We start from the raw sequence: 15165 nt of genomic DNA on the forward strand, positions 1-15165 counted from the left end.
ACCCACAAGCGTCTTCATGGATTGAGCGCCAGGGGCGGCACGGAGCTGCCTTGTTCCTCGCTCGCGCCCGCGGCGCGCGCCCGCCCCGGCGTCCTCCGCGATTTGGGGCCTGACCGCGCGTTCGCCGCGCCGCCACACAGCGCCTCTCTCGGCGCGGGTGCGTGATACTTCGGCTGGATGTAGGAGCGCCATAGGGTGCGTCCAAAGCAGAGGATATCAGCGCATAATCGCGGAGTGCCGGTATTCTCCATGGTTCTAACTCCGTCGTGATCTCGACCGGAAATATGCCAATCAAAAGTGCTTGCGTGAGTCCGCGGGGAGAATAGTCTCCTGTTGTTCGCGCCATGACCTCGGGGCGGGTTCCTCCGGGAGCGTGACCATGACGGGGCGACGACGACGTGCGTCGCACCCGTCCTGACATCGCTCTCCTGGCTCAGGCCCCGAGGGAGTGCATCCCTTGGGTGACGATCTGGATAGGTATCTGCATCAAACTTCACCACAGATTCGATTCCTCGGAGGTATTTCTCATGAAGAATATTGCTCGTTGGGCGCTCGCTTTCGCAACCGTCACGTCGATCTCGGGCAGCGCCATGGCCATCCGCAACGACTGCCACTACGAGGTGACCGCGAGGTCCGGGCTGAGGGCGATGCCCTTGTCTGTCGGTATCGCCGCCTTCCAGCTGGTAGAGCAGTCGGGCCCGTTCCTCGATAAGTGCTGCTACGCCGCCAGGTGGGGAGCCCCGATTGCGCCGGGCGCCGCCCAGTTCGGTAACCTCTTTGTATGCCAGACGACGGTGATCGGGAGAGCCGACTGCGACATGAACTCCTTTTGGCCCGTGGACGGAAAGGTCGAGCTGAACACGGATCCGGGGGTCCCGCCCAGCGTCGGCATCAACACACGCCTCCAGAAGGCGACCATCTGCAATTTCTCTGGGATTGAGGATGAGGACAGCGGCAAGATCAAGGCTGTGATCACGTTCGGTAACCCGTGGGCGATGCCCGTTTCCCACACGTTCTCTCCGAAGTGCTTCTGACGCCGGTGTGCCGCTGAGACCGGTCTTCACCGGGCTCTGAGACGGCGCTTGGCGCGCGACCGATCGGCGAGAGCCTCCCCGCAGAAAGCCCTTAGTAACGGCCCCGGGCAGGTCGGGGAGGCGCTCGTCGGTCGCGTCGCGCGGAACGAGGAGGGGCGCCGGCGAACGCCGGTAGCCCCTCCTCGTTCCGCTTCGCCGAGCTTCCGGGCTTGGGGCTCTAGCCAGGTCAACTCGTCTGGAGGAACAATGATGCAACCGAGTACGTCGCAACGGAACCCCTCCCGCCGGCCCTTGTGGATCGCCGGCGGACTGCTCTTGGCCGCCCTGGCCGGTGTCGCCATCTTCCTCGCTCTCCGTCCGACGGACGAGCCGGTGGCCTCCGCGACCGGTCCGGCGGGCGGAGCGGAGACGCACACCCGGTACCGCAACAGGGCGCTCCTGCGCGGCGCGGCGCCCGCGGCGAGGCCGGAGGCCCGGCCCACGATCAGCGGGCGTGTCTACGGCACGGACGGGAACACCCTCGGTGGCGCGACCGTCGCCGCGATGACCTTCGAGGTCGCCGGCAACGTGCTCTCGACGGTGGGCTCCGTGAAGAGCGACGACACCGGGCGGTTCGAGCTCGCGCTCCCGGACGGCACCTATCAGCTGAGCGCGAGCCTCGAGGGGTACGGGACCACGGCGACCACGGCGCTCCCCGGCGAGGCGGTGAGCATCGTGCTGCCGAAGAGCGGCGTCATCGAGGGGCGCGTGCTGGACGAGCGGGGCGAGCCCGTGCGCCGCTTCTCGATCGATGTCCTCTCGACCGTGACGGCGGAGACCCCGGCGACGCCGCCCCTGTTCTCTCGCACGTTCGAGAGCCCGGACGGCTCGTTCCGCATCGACCAGCTGCCCTCGTGGGACGTCATCGTCAGGGCGACGGCGGCGGAGTTCGCGCCCGCGTTCTCCACGAACCTCAGCGTGCGCCCCGGCGATGTCGAGAAGATGGATCTGACCCTCTCCAAGGGATGTACCTTGACCGGGCAGGCCGTGGACGCGTCCGGCGCCCCGCTGGCGGGGGTGTACGTCGACGCCGAGTCGCTGTTCGCCGTCGGCGAGATGAGCAGCCTCGCCATGGAGGCCGCCGCGCAGGCGCAGACAGAGGACGACGGCTTGTTCAGCCTGCCCAACGTGCCGAAGGGGACGATCGCCGTCCGTGCCTATGACGGGAGCAACGCTGTGAGGACCGTCGAGATCGAGGTCTCGAGCTGCGATGGCCTGCAGCCGGTGAAGCTCGTGATGTCCTCCGGCGGCAGCATCTCCGGTGTGGCGCGCGACGCCGATGGCAAGCCGGTCGCCGGCGCCCGGCTCACGCTGATGCACCGGCCTATCGGCTTCGTGAACACGGTGAGCGACGAGGAGGGCCGCTTCCTCTTCGAGCAGGTACCGCCCGGTGAGCTCCGCGTCATGATGCGGCGGGGTGACGAGGCGATGCTCGTGGGGATCGCTATCGAGGAGGGGAAGAGCGCGCAGCAGGACATCTCGTTCGCGCCGCGAGGCACCGGCGAGATCCGAGGCCGCGTCACGGTGGGCGGCAAGCCGTTCCCGGGGGCCCGCCTCATGATGGCCACCCCGATCGGGGACGATGGCGCGATCGGCATGTACCACCCCGTCACCGCGGAGGACGGCTCGTTCCGCGTGTCCGGGCTCCCGGCCGGGGGCTACATCGTCAACGTCGAGTCGACGAGCATCGGGACCAGCGCGCGCGTGAAGTCGGGCGAGGTCACGACGGCAGATCTCCAGGTGATCGACCTGCCCAGCACGAAGGGCAAGGAGGCCGCGCTCCCGCTGCGGTAGCTAGCACAGCGACGGCTGCGATCGCCCGGCTGTCCGGAGGCAGAGCCTCCTGGACGGCCGGTTCGCATTTTCAGGTTCAGCGCTCGCATCACGGAATACGGCAAAGCATCCGACGACGAAAATTGCCGTGAATACTGGAACTGTTTCATTCTGGACGAAATGTCGTGGTAAGAAAATAGACCTTACGATCGTTCAATGCTGAGACCGTGGCGTTTCAAAAACGAAACCTGAAAGGGGACGTCCTTGACGCACGTCCGCAATTCAGGGGGCGACCTAGGGATCCGCCGGATGGCACGGGGAGTGCAACATGGAGGGCAGCGCCGCCGGCGCGGCCTTCGCCCCCCTGAGGCCCCGGCGGCGCTGTCTTTTTGTCTGTCGCTGCCGCGCTCGCCACGCCTGAGCCCACTGGCTCGCTGCGCCGCGCCGGGCGCGATGGACCCGTGGCACGCGGGGATCGAGCGCAGATCGCCCTAGCGTTGTATCGTCCCGCCGCCCCATGGCGACGAAGCTCATCGCTCCCCCGAGTCATCCCCCGAATCAGAAGTTCGAGTGCCGCGACTGCCCAGCTCGGTGCTGCCGGATGCCGTGGAACATCCGCTTCAGCGGCGACGAGGCCAGGCGGTATCTCGCCGAGCCCTGGGTGCGGGAGCGCGTCGGAGAAGAGGGGGCGCTCGTCATCGGTCGCGGCGTCCTGCCCGTGCGGGAGCGGGACCGCCAGCTCCAGTGCGTCTTCCTCGACGACGACATGCTCTGCAGCATGCAGAAGCGGTTCGGCCACGAGTACATCCCGAAATCGTGTCAGGCGTTCCCCTTCGGGTTCGTTCGCGACGAGAAGGATGCCGTCGTCGCGCAGCTCTCCCAGCTGTGCCCGTCGATCCGCGACAACTACGGCAAGCCCGTGGACCGCCAGCTCAAGGCGAAGCTCCAGCAGCGAGGCGACACGGAGCGGATGTCGAAGGCGCTGGCGACGCTGAGCGGCGTGATCCTCCCCCAGCCGCACTACCTGCGCGCCGCGAGGCACTGGGAAGAGCAGCTCGCGACCGGCGCGTCGCCGGCGTCGACGCTGGCGCGGCTCTACGACTGGACGGCGGCCTTCGAGCGCGCCCTCCCCCAGGGCAACGGGCGCGCGACGGACGCGTCGGTCGACGCCGCCCTCGGGCAGGCCGGCGGAGAGGAGATCGCGCCGCTCGCGCCCCGCAAGGAGCCCTCTTTTTATGCGCGGGTGCTGTTTGCCTATCTCCTCGGCAACCTCTGCTATCCATCGCGGGTCCGCGAGTCCCACCGGGTCGGGAAGGCCTCCTGGACGGAGCTCCAGGCGCTGCGCAGCTTCGGGAACAAGGCCGCCTGGATGCTCGGGCGAGGCACCGTCGATATGCTGTTCATCCCAAAGCCGTTCAAGCTCCAGCGGGTGAGCACGGTCGACCGCTTCCTCGACGGAGACGAGGGGGTCGCCGTCAAGGACTACCTGCGCCTCGTGCTCCAGCGCCGACACATCTTTTCGGCGCCACGACACCTGCTGGCGGCCGTGCTCGACCTCTCGCTCGCCACGGTCGTGATCTCTCGCTTTGCCCGCTGCCGGGCCGCGGCGGACGGCAGGGTCAAGGTCTCCCTGGAGGACGTGCGGGAGGGCATCAGCGTTGCTGAGCTCGTCCTCTTGAGCCACGCGGCCCTCTCGGAGCAAGGCAAGCTCATGAAGAACCTGCGCTGGCTCCTGCTCACGAAGCGCGAGAGCTTCCGCGCGCTCCTGGCGACCGAGGCGTAGGACCCTCGTCCGCCCGCTTCGGTCCGCGTTACCGGGCTGGCTCTTAGCACCTCGCGTCAACGCAAGCCGGGCTCGCCTAACCGCTGGCCGCGACTATCCTCGCGCCCACCGGGCCCAGCAGGCCCATGGAGGCACGCGCATGATCGTCATGAAGTTCGGCGGCAGCTCGGTCGAGAGCCGCGCGCAGATCGAGAAGGTTCTTCACATCGTCAGAGCTCGCCTGGACCGCCGCCCCGTCGTGGTGAGCTCCGCTCACAAGGGCATGACCGACGCGCTGATCAACGCTGCCAAGGCCGCCGCCACGGGGCGGTTCGATCCCTCCGTCCCGGTGAACAAGCAGCGCGCGGTCGCCGAGTCGCTCGGCTGCGCGCCCGACCTCCTCGCGCCCTTCTACGACGAGATCGCCGACCTGCTGCGCGGCATCAGCCTGGTCAAGGAGCTCAGCCCGAGGAGCCTCGACTACATCGCGAGCTTCGGAGAGCGCATGGCCGTCCGCTGCATCGCCGACTTCTTCGCGCGGAGCGGCGTGCCGGCCCGCGCCTACGACGTCTGGGATCTCGGCTTCGTCACCGACGCGAACTTCGGCCGCGCGCGCCCGCTGCCCGGCTTCGACGCCCGCATCAAGGCCATGTTCGCCGAGCGCGTCCCGGAGGGGATCGTGCCGATCGTCACCGGCTTCGTCGGCCGCAACGAGGCCGGCGAGATCACGACCGTCGGCCGCAACGGGAGCGATCTCACGGCCACGCTCGTCGCGGCGGGGCTCGGCGCCGAGGAGGCGCAGATCTGGAGCGACACCGACGGCGTGATGACCGCCGACCCGAGCGTCGTGAAGACGGCCCGGAACATCCCCACGATGCGCTTCGACGAGGCGGCGGAGCTCGCGTTCTTCGGCTCCCGCGTCCTGCACCCCTCCACGCTCCTGCCCGCGATGGAGAAGGGCATCCCCGTGCGGGTGCTCAACACGAACCGGCCGGATCACCCCGGCACGGTCATCGATTTCAACACCGACGCCGCGTCCCCGCCCGTGACGAGCATCGCCTACCGCGAGCGGCAGGTCGTGCTCAAGATCAGCTCGACCCGGATGTTCGGCGAGGTCGGCTTCCTCGCGCAGGTGCTCGCGGCGCTGGCCCGGCACGAGGTCGTGATCGACGTGATCACCACGTCCGAGGTGTCGGTCTCGATGACCACCGACGACCTCGGGAAGCTCAGCCGCGCGCTCCCCGAGCTCGAGCGGTTCGGCGCCTGCGAGGTCCTGCCCAACCGGACGACGCTCGTGATCGTCGGCCAGGGCCTGCCCAAGCAGAAGGGCGTCGCCGCGCAGGTGCTCGACGCGATGGCCCAGGCCGGCGTCAACGTCGAGATGCTCAGCTACGCCACCGGCAGCGTGAACCTGTCGATGGTCATCGAGGACGCGCACGTCGCCTCCTCGGTCGCCGTGCTGCACCGCTCCCTCTTCGAGAAGGCGCGGTAGCGCCTAGCGCGACGAACGCGTCAAAATCCCGAGAAATTCGGCAGAGGGGGAGAGAAACCGCAAGGGCGCAAGGGACGCAAGGGGAAGAGGGGAAGAGGGGGATAGGGGAAGAGGGAACAGCGTGTATCTCTGTTCCCTTGCGCCCCTTGCGCCCTTGCGGTTTCCCTCCTTCCCGCACGCCGTGGCCATCCAGCCTTCTCCCCGATGCACCCGGTGCCGCCCGGGTGACGGAGCGTTGACAGGCGTGACGCGACGCGGGCGCCGCTGTAGGCGTAGTCCTCGGTCGGACGCGGCGTCCGGCCCCGGGGAGACGATGACAGCGGCACACCTCGACGGCAGCGCGACGATCCCGCGCGAGAGCACGACCGACATCCTGCGGCGGATCGAGGCCGCGCATGGCACGTACGCCACGCGCGCCGCGCTCGCGTTCGATGCGGACGGCACCCTCTGGGAGGGGGACGTGGGCGTCGATCTCTTCGAGGCGTTCCTCGCCGGGCGCTGCGCGCGTCCCGAGGCGGAGGCGGCGCTGCGCCGCGAGGCCGAGGCGTTCGGCGTCGCCGCGGAGGGCGGCGCGCACGAGATCGCGAGCGCGCTCTACGCGGCGTTCAACGCCGAGCGCTACCCGGAGGACCGGGCCTTCGCGATGATGGCCTGGGCCTTCGCGGGGTGGCGCGAGGACGAGCTCGCGGCGATGGTCGACCGCGTGCTCGAGGAGAAGGGCCACGCCGGGCGGATCCGGCCGGCGCTGCTGCCGATCCTCGACTGGGCGCGCTCGCGCGGCGTTCCGGTGTACGTCGTCTCGGCGTCGCCGCGCGCCGTGATCGAGCGCGCCGTCGCGCGCCTCGGCATCGCGCCCGGGCGGATCGCCGCCATGACCCCGGCCGTCCGCGAGGGCCGGATCGCCCCCGAGCTCGGCGCGCCCGCGACCTATGGCGACGGGAAGATCCGCGCCCTCGAGCGCATCTTCCCCGAGCTCGCGGTGCTCGCGGCCTTCGGCGACAGCGCCTACGATGCCGCCCTGCTCAGGGCGGCCCGGGTGCCCGTCGCGGTCTCTCCGAGCCCCAAGCTGCTCGCGGTCGCCCGTACGATCCCCGGGCTCGTCCTCCTCGCCACCTGAGCCGCCGCCATGGCTACCCTCTCTCTCCGCGGCCTGACCCGCCGGTTCCCGAGCGCCGCGCGCCCCGCGCTCGCCGGCCTGGATCTCGACGTCGACGACGGCGAGCTGCTCGTCCTCGTCGGCCCCTCGGGCTGCGGCAAATCGACGGCGCTCCGGCTGATCGCGGGCCTCGACAGCCCCGACGGCGGCACGGTCTCGATCGGCGGGCGCGACGTCAGCCGCGTCGCGCCGGAGGACCGCGACGTCGCCATGGTCTTCCAGGGCTACGCGCTCTACCCGCACATGACCGCGCGCGACATCATGGGCTTCCCGCTCAGGATGCGCGGGGTCGCGCGGGAGGAGCGCGCGCGCCGCGTCGAGGCGGCGGCGGCGATGCTCGCCATCGGCCACCTGCTGGACCGGCGCCCCGGCGAGCTCTCGGGCGGCGAGCGCCAGCGCGTCGCCATGGGGCGCGCGATCGTGCGCGCACCCGCGGCGTTCCTCTTCGACGAGCCGCTCTCGAACCTCGACGCCGCGCTGCGCGCCGAGCTCCGGGTCGAGCTCGCCGCGCTCGTGCGCCGCCTCGGCACGACGTCGGTCTACGTGACCCACGACCAGGTCGAGGCCATGACCATGGGCGATCGCATCGCCGTGCTCCGCGCGGGCGAGCTCCAGCAGGTCGGCCCGCCGCGCGCCATCTACGAGGCGCCGGCGAACACCTTCGTGGCCGGGTTCCTGGGGACGCCGGCGATCAACCTCATCCCGCTCGAGCGCTCCGGCGGGCGGTACGAGGGCGCGGCGCTCTCGCTGCCCGCCCCGCCGGGGATGGCGCTCCCCGACCGGGCCATCGCGGGCGTGCGGCCCGAGCACCTGCGTGTCGCGCCGGGGCATCGAGCGCACGACGACGCGGGGGCGCACGGCGAGGCGGGGCCGCGGGGCGACGCCGGGGCGCAGGGCGAGGTGGAGGTCGAGGCGCGCGTCGTCGTGGCCGAGCCGCTCGGCGCCGAGACGTTCCTGTACCTCGACGCGGGCGGGACGCGGCTGCGCGCGCGGGCGCACGGCTTCGCGACGCCCGCGCCGGGGGAAGCGGTGCGCGCGCGGCTCGATCCGCGCGCCGTGCTCTGGTTCGACGCGGGCTCCGGCGCGCGGATCGCCCCGACGCGGGCGGCGTCATGAGCGGGGAGGGCCGCGCCGTGCGCGGGGAGGCGGCGCGGTGAGCGGGCGCGCGCGGGGGGAGCCGCGGCCCTGGGCGAGCGCCGTGCGCTCGCGGCGCGACGCGCTCCGGGCGCTCGCCGCGTCGCTCGCCGCGGCCGCGGCGGGGTCGATCGGCTGCGCGCGGCGGGCGCCGGACGGGCGCATCGAGGCCTCGCTGTGGTTCGCCTACGGCGGCAAGAACCGCGAGGTGCTCCTCTCGCTCGTCGACCAGTTCCACCGCGAGCAGGGCCGCTACCGCATCGACGCCGTGTACCAGGGCGACTACTTCGAGGCGCTCGCCAAGCTGCGGACCGCGCTCGCGGCGCGCGCGGCGCCCGCGCTGACGCACGTGGTCGGCGAGGTGGTGCCCTACCTGGCCGAGGCGGGCGTGCTCGAGCCGCTCGATCGGTTCCTCGCCGCCGCCCCCGGCGGCGACCTCGACGTTGTCGAGGCGCTCGGCCAGTCGGGGACGTTCGTGGGCGGCGCCGAGCGCCCGCTCGTTTGCCTGCCGTTCAACCGATCGACGCCGATCGCTTATTACAACCGCGATGTGTTTCGCGAGCTCGGGCTGTCGCCGCCGTCGACCTGGGACGAGCTCCGCGCGACGGCGGCGCGCCTCGTCGCGCGCGACGGCGGCGGCACGCGGCGGTGGGGCTTCGAGTGCCCGATCGACTGGTGGTTCTGGGCGGCGCTCGTGGGGCAGGCGGGCGGCGAGATCCTCGGCCCGGACGGCGCGCCGGCGTTCGGCGGCGAGGCGGGCGTGCGCGCGCTCCGGTTCTGGCAGACGCTCGTGCACGAGGACCGCACGATGAAGCCGCCGCCGGGGCGCGACTACAACGCGTGGCAGGTGACGAACGCCGACTTCCTGTCGGGCCGGGTGGCGATGATCTGGACCTCGACCGCGTTCCTCCGGTACCTGGAGGAGAACGCGGGCCAGGCGGGCGCGGGGAAGTTCGAGGTCGGCGCGGCCCCGCTGCCGCGCGACGTGCGCGCCTCGGTGCCCACGGGCGGGACGATGTTCGTGATGCCGCGGGGCGCGGCGCCGGCGGCGCAGGAGGCGGCGTTCGCGTTCCTGCGCTGGATGATGGAGCCCGCGCAGGCGAACGCGTGGGCGACGCGGACGGGCTACATGCCCGTCTCGAGGCGCGGCCTCGAGGCGCTCACCCAGGGCGGCTATTACGCCGCGCACCCGAACGACCGCGTCGCCGTGGACCAGCTCGCGCACGCCGCGCCCTGGCCCTGGTCTCCGGACCTGTTCCGCGTCCAGCGCGAGGCGGTGCAGCCCCGGCTCGAAGAGGCGGTGCTCGCCCCGCGCGACGCCGCCGAGACCCTCTCCGAGGCCGTCCGCGCGGCGCGCGAGCGATGAAGCCCAAGCACCCCCTCTCGCCCTACCTGCTCCTCCTGCCCACCGCGGCGTTCTTGGCCGTGTTCTTCCTGGTCCCGCTCCTGCTCGCGGCCAAGAACAGCTTCTACGCGTGGGACCTGCTCACGCCCCCGCGCCCGGTCGGGCTGCGGAACTACGAGGTCCTCGTCGAGAGCGGCGAGCTCGCCGGCACGCTCCTCCGCACGCTCGGCTACAGCGCCGTCGTGGTGGCGCTCTCCGGCGCCCTGGGGCTCGCGCTGGCGGTGGCGCTCGATCGACCCGGGCCGGTCTATGCCTTCGTGCGGGGCGCGGTGTTCAGCGCCTATGTCGTGTCGTGGGTCGCGGTGGCGCTCCTCTGGATGTGGATCCTCGACGCCGAGGGGGTCTTCACGGCGGCGGTCCGCTGGCTCGGCCTCCCGACGATGAGCTGGCTCGGCGATCCGCGCTCGGCGCTGCTCGCGCTGGCCGCGGTGAGCGTCTGGAAGATCACCGGCTATGCCATGGTCATCTTCCTGGCCGGTCTCCAGGACATCCCCCGCGCGCTCCACGAGGCGGCGGCGCTCGACGGCGCCGGCCCGTGGCGGCGGTTCCGCCACGTGACATGGCCGCTGCTCCGCCCGAGCGCCGCCTTCGTGGCGACGACGAGCCTCATCCTCTCCTTTCAGGCGTTCGACGTGATCCGCGTGATGACGCAGGGAGGGCCGGTCAAATCGACGACCCTCTTCGTCTACGCGATCTACGAGCACGTCTTCGTGAACCTGCGGGTCGGCCGGGCCAGCGCGATGATCGTGATCTTCTTCGTCTTTTTGCTCCTCCTGACGGTCCTGCAGCTCTGGGCGCTCCGCGCGGGCGCGCCGCGCGAGGGGAGGCGGCCGTCATGACGGCGGGGCAGCGCGGCGGCGCCGACGCGGGGCGCTTCGGCTCGCGCTCGCGCTCGCGCCGCCTCGTCTCGGACGCCGTGCTCCTCCTGGTGGCCATCGTGTGGCTCGGGCCGTATGCGTGGATGACGATCACCTCGCTGAAGACGCTGCCCGAGATCACGCGCGCTCCGGCGTACCCCTTGCCGCAGGCCATCCAGCTCGGCGCGTACCGCGAGGTGCTCCAGGCGGTGCCGGTGGTGCGGTATTTCGTCAACACCGTCTTCATGGCGACGGCCATCGCGCTCCTGCAGATCGTCCTCGCGCTCCCGGCCGGTTATGCGCTCGCGAAGCTCAGGTTCGCGGGGAGGAGCGCCGCGTTCGTCCTGGTGCTCTCATGCCTGCTCATCCCGGCGCAGGTGACGTTCGTGCCCGTCTTCACGATGCTCGGCTCGGTCGGCCTCGTGAACACGTTCGCCGCGCTGATCCTGCCCTTCGGGGTGAGCGCGCTCGGCACGTTCCTCGTGCGTCAGGCGCTGCTCTCGGTCCCCGACGAGATCATCGAGGCGGCGAGGATGGATGGCGCGAGCGAGCTCAGGATCGTCTACCTGATCCTCGGCCCGATGCTGCGGCCGACGCTCTCGGCGCTGTTCCTGTTCAGCTTCGTCTTTCACTACAACGATTACTTCTGGCCGCTCGTCATGACGACCGACGACCAGGTGCGCACGCTCCCGCTCGCGATCGCGCTCTTGCGCGAGCAGGGGACAGGGGTCCGCTGGCACCTCGTGATGGCCGGCAACGTGATCCTGAGCCTGCCTGTGCTCCTCGTGTTCGCGGCGGCGCAGCGGCAGATCCTGCGCGCGGTGACGGCGCGGATCTGAGCGGCGCGGGCGCCCGAGCAGAGCCGGCGCCGGAGGCCGGCGATCGAGCGGTCTACCGGCCGGCGTGTGCATCGACGTGGCAGTGAGCGTCGGGCGCGATCGAGCCCTGCCATCGTGGCTATCGCCGCCCTCCACGCTTCGCCTATGCGGCGTTCACCTGGCGGCACACGGCGCTGCGACGCCGACGGCAGGAGAGCTCGCTGCGCGGTTTGTTCTCGTCCGGACGCCCTTTCTTCTGGCCCGGTCATAGCACCGGCTCGCGGCGGCCAACGCAGCACCGGCCGCGGCAGCGCCGGCCGGGCGCTGCCGAAGGAGATCCACGATGACCACGACCGAACCAATGATGCAGAAGCAGATGGCGCAGAAGGAAGAGGGCAAGATCACGACGAAGATCGAGGAGAGGACCGCCAGGGTTCCGTCCGGCACTTATCTCGGGCTGGCGATCGGCTCGATGGCGGTGTCAGCCGGCTTCATGCTGGCCGGCAAGAAGCAGATCGCGAACTTCATCGGTCAGTGGGCGCCATCCCTGCTCGTGATCGGCCTGTACAACAAGCTGGTCAAGATCGAGCACGAGCTGGGATACGGCCCTTACCGCTGATCGCGGCCTGCTGCGGACGGCGGTTGGCTCCCTGGGGCGGCCGAACGGGCTGGCCCCCTTCACCCATGTCGCCGCACGTCGCACACGACCTCGTGTCCCCTGACGGCGAGTCCCCCGCTGGATGACAACGGGTCCCTGCCCCCTCGCCGGTGGTGGTCAAATTTACCCGAGAAAGATCACGGGGAGGCGGGGAGACAGGGAGATTTACTGAGTCTTTTCTCCCTGCCTCCCCGCCTTGTATGACCCTCGGGAGCGCCTGGTCTACGTCGTCGTCGTCGCTGATGCGGCTCGACCAGGACTATACGAAAGGCGGGGAACCGTGAAGCTGGACAGAAAGAAGGAGATCGCTCCGCCGCACGAAGATCTGGACGGCGTGAAGTGCTCGGTTCGGTTCCCTGAGCACGGCTTCATCCTGCAGCTGGAGCCGAGCAGCGCGCCCGACTCCATCTTCCTCTGGGTTCAGAGGCACGAGCGGTTCATCCGCGACGCGACGCTGGAGTACGGGGGCATCCTCTTCCACGGCTTCGATCTGGGTGTCGCGCCTTTCCGGCGGCTCGTGGGCCTGCTCTCCGACGAGGTCCGCTTCGAGTACATCGGGGGAACAGGCCCTCGGGAGAGGTACTCGGATGACGTCTATGTCTCCACGTATGCCCCGCCGGGAGTGAAGCTCGCGCAGCACCATGAACTGGCCTATATGCCTTCGTGGCCCATGAAGGTCTTTTTCTACTGCGACCTGGCCCCGCGCAAGGACGGGGAGACGCTGATCTGCAGCTCCCGAAGCTTCCAGGAGAGCCTGGGTTCCAGGATCCTCAAGCGGTTCCACGACCGCGAGGTCCTCTACATCCGCAACTACGACCCGAAAACAGACCTGGGATCGGCGATCGTTTCGGGCTGGCAGCTGTCCTTCGATACCCCGGACAAGGGCAAGGTCAGCGAGTTATGCCGCGAGCTGGGCCTCGAGCCGGAATGGCGCGGCGAGAGGCTTCGGACGAGGAACATCGCGCAAGGCGCGGCCTACCACCCCATCACCGGGGAGCTATTTCTCCATAACCAGTCGTACCTGCGCACGATGGCGTCGGACGTCCGGGGCGCCATGACCCCGTCGGTGAGGCTGCTCGAACCCGGGCTCTCGCGTGAGCAGATAAGCGCTATCCTGACGCTCGCGCCGCACGAGCAGAACACCAACGCCTTTTACGGCGACAACGGCGCCCCGATCGAGCAGTCGATCCTCGAGGAGATCCACGCCGCGTTCGAGGCCAACACCGTGAAGTTCCCCTGGCAGAAGGGCGACTTCATGATGCTGGACAACATGCTCTCCTACCACGGCCGAAACTCGTTCGAAGGCGAGCGCCGCATCCTTACCGTGCTCAAGGAGCGCCACACTCCGCCCCGGGACGAGCGAGCGGCCCGCGCTTCGCACGGGCGCGCGAGGTGAGAGCAGGAGCCCGTCCCGGCGCTGCTCCTCCATCCGGGGGGAACCACGAGGGACTCCTTACGCAGCCAGCGCCAGCAGGTGCTCCACCCGCGAGCGGTTGAAGCGGAACAGGTCCATGGCGCGATCGGCGAGCAGGCTGAAGATCAGATCCTCGTAGGACATGCCCGTCTCTGGAAGACCCATGACGACCAGGCTCAGGGGGTTCCTTAGATCCGCCTTGGGATTGGCCTCGAGGACGTAAAGACGCCCGTGCTCGTCGGCGCGCAGGTCGATGCGGATGAGCGACCTGAGCCGGAGGGCGGAGTAGAGCTCGCGGGCGAGCGCCAGCAGGTCTCTCTTGAGGGCTTGGTCCGTGTCCGGAACGGGCATCGCGCGATCGTGGCTGAGGGGCCTTCTGTCCATCGAGGTGAAGATGCGCTCGCCGGGCTCGAAGCGGCGCTCCATCGCGGAGAAAGCGTGGGGATGGCGGCTGCCGAAGAACATATCCCCGCGGTGCAGGATGCCGCCGCAGACGGCCACGCAGAACTCCCGGCCGCTCAGGTATCGCTCGACGATGACACTCGTGCGCGTCAGGGCGAACACCTCCTTGACGAACGAGGAAAGCTCCCCGCTCTCCTCCACGAAATGCACGTTCAGCGACGCTCGCCCGGTGCTCGGCTTCACAACGAAAGGACCGGGATAGCTCTCGAACGCGCGCCGGATCCGCTCCTCCGGCGCGCCGTCGAGCGGGTGCCAGACGACGAACTCGGGCGTGGCGATCCGGAGCGATTCCAGCTGCCGCTTGAAGCAATCCTTGGTATCCAGCAGCGACGCATCCAGGGGGCTGTGCCCGATGTAGGGGACCCCCAGCATCTCGAGCGTGGCCGCGGCATGGCAGATAGAGTTCTCTCCCTGCATCCCGGCCGAGTTGATCCAGGCGAGATGGGCTCCGAATTCCTTCAGGCGCGCGGGCATCCTCATGTCGTCGGGAATGAGGGCCACGTCGCTGAACCCGATCCGCTCGAGGGCCTTTTGGATGTCGGTGGCGACGTCGTAGTAGCTCTTCCACGGCCGGAGATTGGCGGAGCAGTACAGCGTGGCGTCGGGCTCGGACTTGCTGCCGCCGTAGATCACCGCGATCCGAAGGGTTCGGGTGAGCGAATCCATCCAGCTCTTGAGCGCGGGAAGAGCGACCTGTACGCCGGAGCTCCGGCTGGCCTGATACGCCTCATCGAGCTGGCTGACCAGCCTCGACAATGGCTCTGGAGCGGGGATGGCTTCGCGTGCTTGCATGGATGGGTGCTTCGAAGGGGTGCCGCTTTTCCCGGGATAGGGGCCTTGAACAGCGATTCATGGTCAAGGTCTTAGCTTGCCGGACCCCGTCGAGAGTGCAACCGGCTTGCGCGATTCTCCTGAGGTCGTTTCCTGCAGAGAGCTTTGCCCTCGCCCAGCACATCCGCCAATGCGCGTCGGGTTCAGCCGGCTCGGTCCACGGCAGCGCCCGGAGCTGGCGGCGCACGTCGGGCACGGTCGGCGGGACCCTCCGGCGCGCGCCATCCTTCGCGCCGCGCCGGCGGACGCCCCTCCCCGCGCCGGTCCTCCGGGCCGTGCTGCGCACAGGCGCCCGGCGATCGCGGGCGTCCAAATCTCGACGCCTGCCTG

The 15165-nt window shown here is 69.9% G+C and carries 12 protein-coding genes; 11 read left to right on the top strand and 1 reads right to left on the bottom strand.

Annotated elements, in window-relative coordinates:
* Nucleotides 1-461 precede the first annotated feature (461 nt).
* From WME90_RS48385 to WME90_RS48435, 11 genes are all read left to right on the top strand, one after another.
* The gene (locus WME90_RS48385; RefSeq protein ID WP_437278905.1) at nucleotides 462-1034 is read left to right on the top strand and encodes a hypothetical protein; all 573 of its coding nucleotides are present in this window, start codon (nucleotides 462-464) and stop codon (nucleotides 1032-1034) included.
* 246 nt (nucleotides 1035-1280) lie between these two features.
* Complete coding sequence (locus WME90_RS48390) at nucleotides 1281-2867, top strand: MSCRAMM family protein (protein ID WP_437278906.1); 1587 nt, start codon at nucleotides 1281-1283, stop codon at nucleotides 2865-2867.
* 580 nt (nucleotides 2868-3447) lie between these two features.
* Nucleotides 3448-4629 (top strand): YkgJ family cysteine cluster protein, encoded by a 1182-nt coding sequence (locus WME90_RS48395; protein WP_437278907.1) that lies wholly within the window; start codon nucleotides 3448-3450, stop codon nucleotides 4627-4629.
* 139 nt (nucleotides 4630-4768) lie between these two features.
* On the top strand, nucleotides 4769-6100 hold the full coding sequence (locus tag WME90_RS48400; RefSeq protein ID WP_437278908.1) for an aspartate kinase: 1332 nt from the start codon (nucleotides 4769-4771) through the stop codon (nucleotides 6098-6100).
* Nucleotides 6101-6413: 313 nt separating this feature from the next.
* Nucleotides 6414-7217: an HAD family hydrolase gene (locus tag WME90_RS48405; RefSeq protein ID WP_437278909.1), complete on the top strand. Its 804-nt coding sequence runs from the start codon at nucleotides 6414-6416 to the stop codon at nucleotides 7215-7217.
* Between the two features lie 9 nt (nucleotides 7218-7226).
* A complete protein-coding gene (locus tag WME90_RS48410; RefSeq protein WP_437278910.1) occupies nucleotides 7227-8372 on the top strand; it encodes an ABC transporter ATP-binding protein in 1146 nt (381 codons plus the stop codon).
* A gap of 37 nt (nucleotides 8373-8409) precedes the next feature.
* Entirely contained in the window at nucleotides 8410-9756 is a 1347-nt protein-coding gene (locus WME90_RS48415) for an ABC transporter substrate-binding protein (protein WP_437278911.1), read from the top strand.
* Nucleotides 9753-10634 (top strand): carbohydrate ABC transporter permease, encoded by an 882-nt coding sequence (locus WME90_RS48420; protein WP_437278912.1) that lies wholly within the window; start codon nucleotides 9753-9755, stop codon nucleotides 10632-10634. The genes WME90_RS48415 and WME90_RS48420 overlap by 4 nt, the downstream gene beginning before the upstream one ends.
* On the top strand, nucleotides 10631-11491 hold the full coding sequence (locus tag WME90_RS48425) for a carbohydrate ABC transporter permease (RefSeq protein ID WP_437278913.1): 861 nt from the start codon (nucleotides 10631-10633) through the stop codon (nucleotides 11489-11491). Before WME90_RS48420 ends, WME90_RS48425 begins: the two co-directional genes overlap by 4 nt.
* A 322-nt stretch (nucleotides 11492-11813) precedes the next feature.
* Nucleotides 11814-12089, top strand: a complete 276-nt coding sequence (locus WME90_RS48430) for a hypothetical protein (RefSeq protein WP_437278914.1) — start codon at nucleotides 11814-11816, stop codon at nucleotides 12087-12089.
* 319 nt (nucleotides 12090-12408) lie between these two features.
* Nucleotides 12409-13524, top strand: coding sequence for a TauD/TfdA family dioxygenase (locus WME90_RS48435; protein WP_437278915.1), 1116 nt, complete (start codon nucleotides 12409-12411; stop codon nucleotides 13522-13524).
* A gap of 57 nt (nucleotides 13525-13581) precedes the next feature.
* Here WME90_RS48435 and WME90_RS48440 read toward each other — a convergent pair whose 3' ends face one another.
* Nucleotides 13582-14796 carry a D-alanine--D-alanine ligase family protein gene (locus WME90_RS48440; protein ID WP_437278916.1) on the bottom strand — a complete coding sequence of 405 codons (1215 nt, stop codon included), beginning with the start codon at nucleotides 14794-14796 and terminating at the stop codon, nucleotides 13582-13584.
* Nucleotides 14797-15165 lie beyond the last annotated feature (369 nt).

The sequence above is a fragment of the Sorangium sp. So ce375 genome (assembly GCF_051473855.1).
Lineage (GTDB): Bacteria > Myxococcota_A > Polyangia > Polyangiales > Polyangiaceae > Sorangium.

What these genes read in the sequence shown, in the direction of transcription:
- WME90_RS48440 (WP_437278916.1), bottom strand. Translation starts at nt 14,796, where the DNA reads ATGCAAGCACGCGAAGCCATCCCCGCTCCAGAGCCATTGTCGAGGCTG.
- WME90_RS48425 (WP_437278913.1), top strand. Translation starts at nt 10,631, where the DNA reads ATGACGGCGGGGCAGCGCGGCGGCGCCGACGCGGGGCGCTTCGGCTCG.
- WME90_RS48390 (WP_437278906.1), top strand. Translation starts at nt 1,281, where the DNA reads ATGATGCAACCGAGTACGTCGCAACGGAACCCCTCCCGCCGGCCCTTG.
- WME90_RS48430 (WP_437278914.1), top strand. Translation starts at nt 11,814, where the DNA reads ATGACCACGACCGAACCAATGATGCAGAAGCAGATGGCGCAGAAGGAA.
- WME90_RS48410 (WP_437278910.1), top strand. Translation starts at nt 7,227, where the DNA reads ATGGCTACCCTCTCTCTCCGCGGCCTGACCCGCCGGTTCCCGAGCGCC.
- WME90_RS48405 (WP_437278909.1), top strand. Translation starts at nt 6,414, where the DNA reads ATGACAGCGGCACACCTCGACGGCAGCGCGACGATCCCGCGCGAGAGC.
- WME90_RS48420 (WP_437278912.1), top strand. Translation starts at nt 9,753, where the DNA reads ATGAAGCCCAAGCACCCCCTCTCGCCCTACCTGCTCCTCCTGCCCACC.
- WME90_RS48400 (WP_437278908.1), top strand. Translation starts at nt 4,769, where the DNA reads ATGATCGTCATGAAGTTCGGCGGCAGCTCGGTCGAGAGCCGCGCGCAG.
- WME90_RS48395 (WP_437278907.1), top strand. Translation starts at nt 3,448, where the DNA reads ATGCCGTGGAACATCCGCTTCAGCGGCGACGAGGCCAGGCGGTATCTC.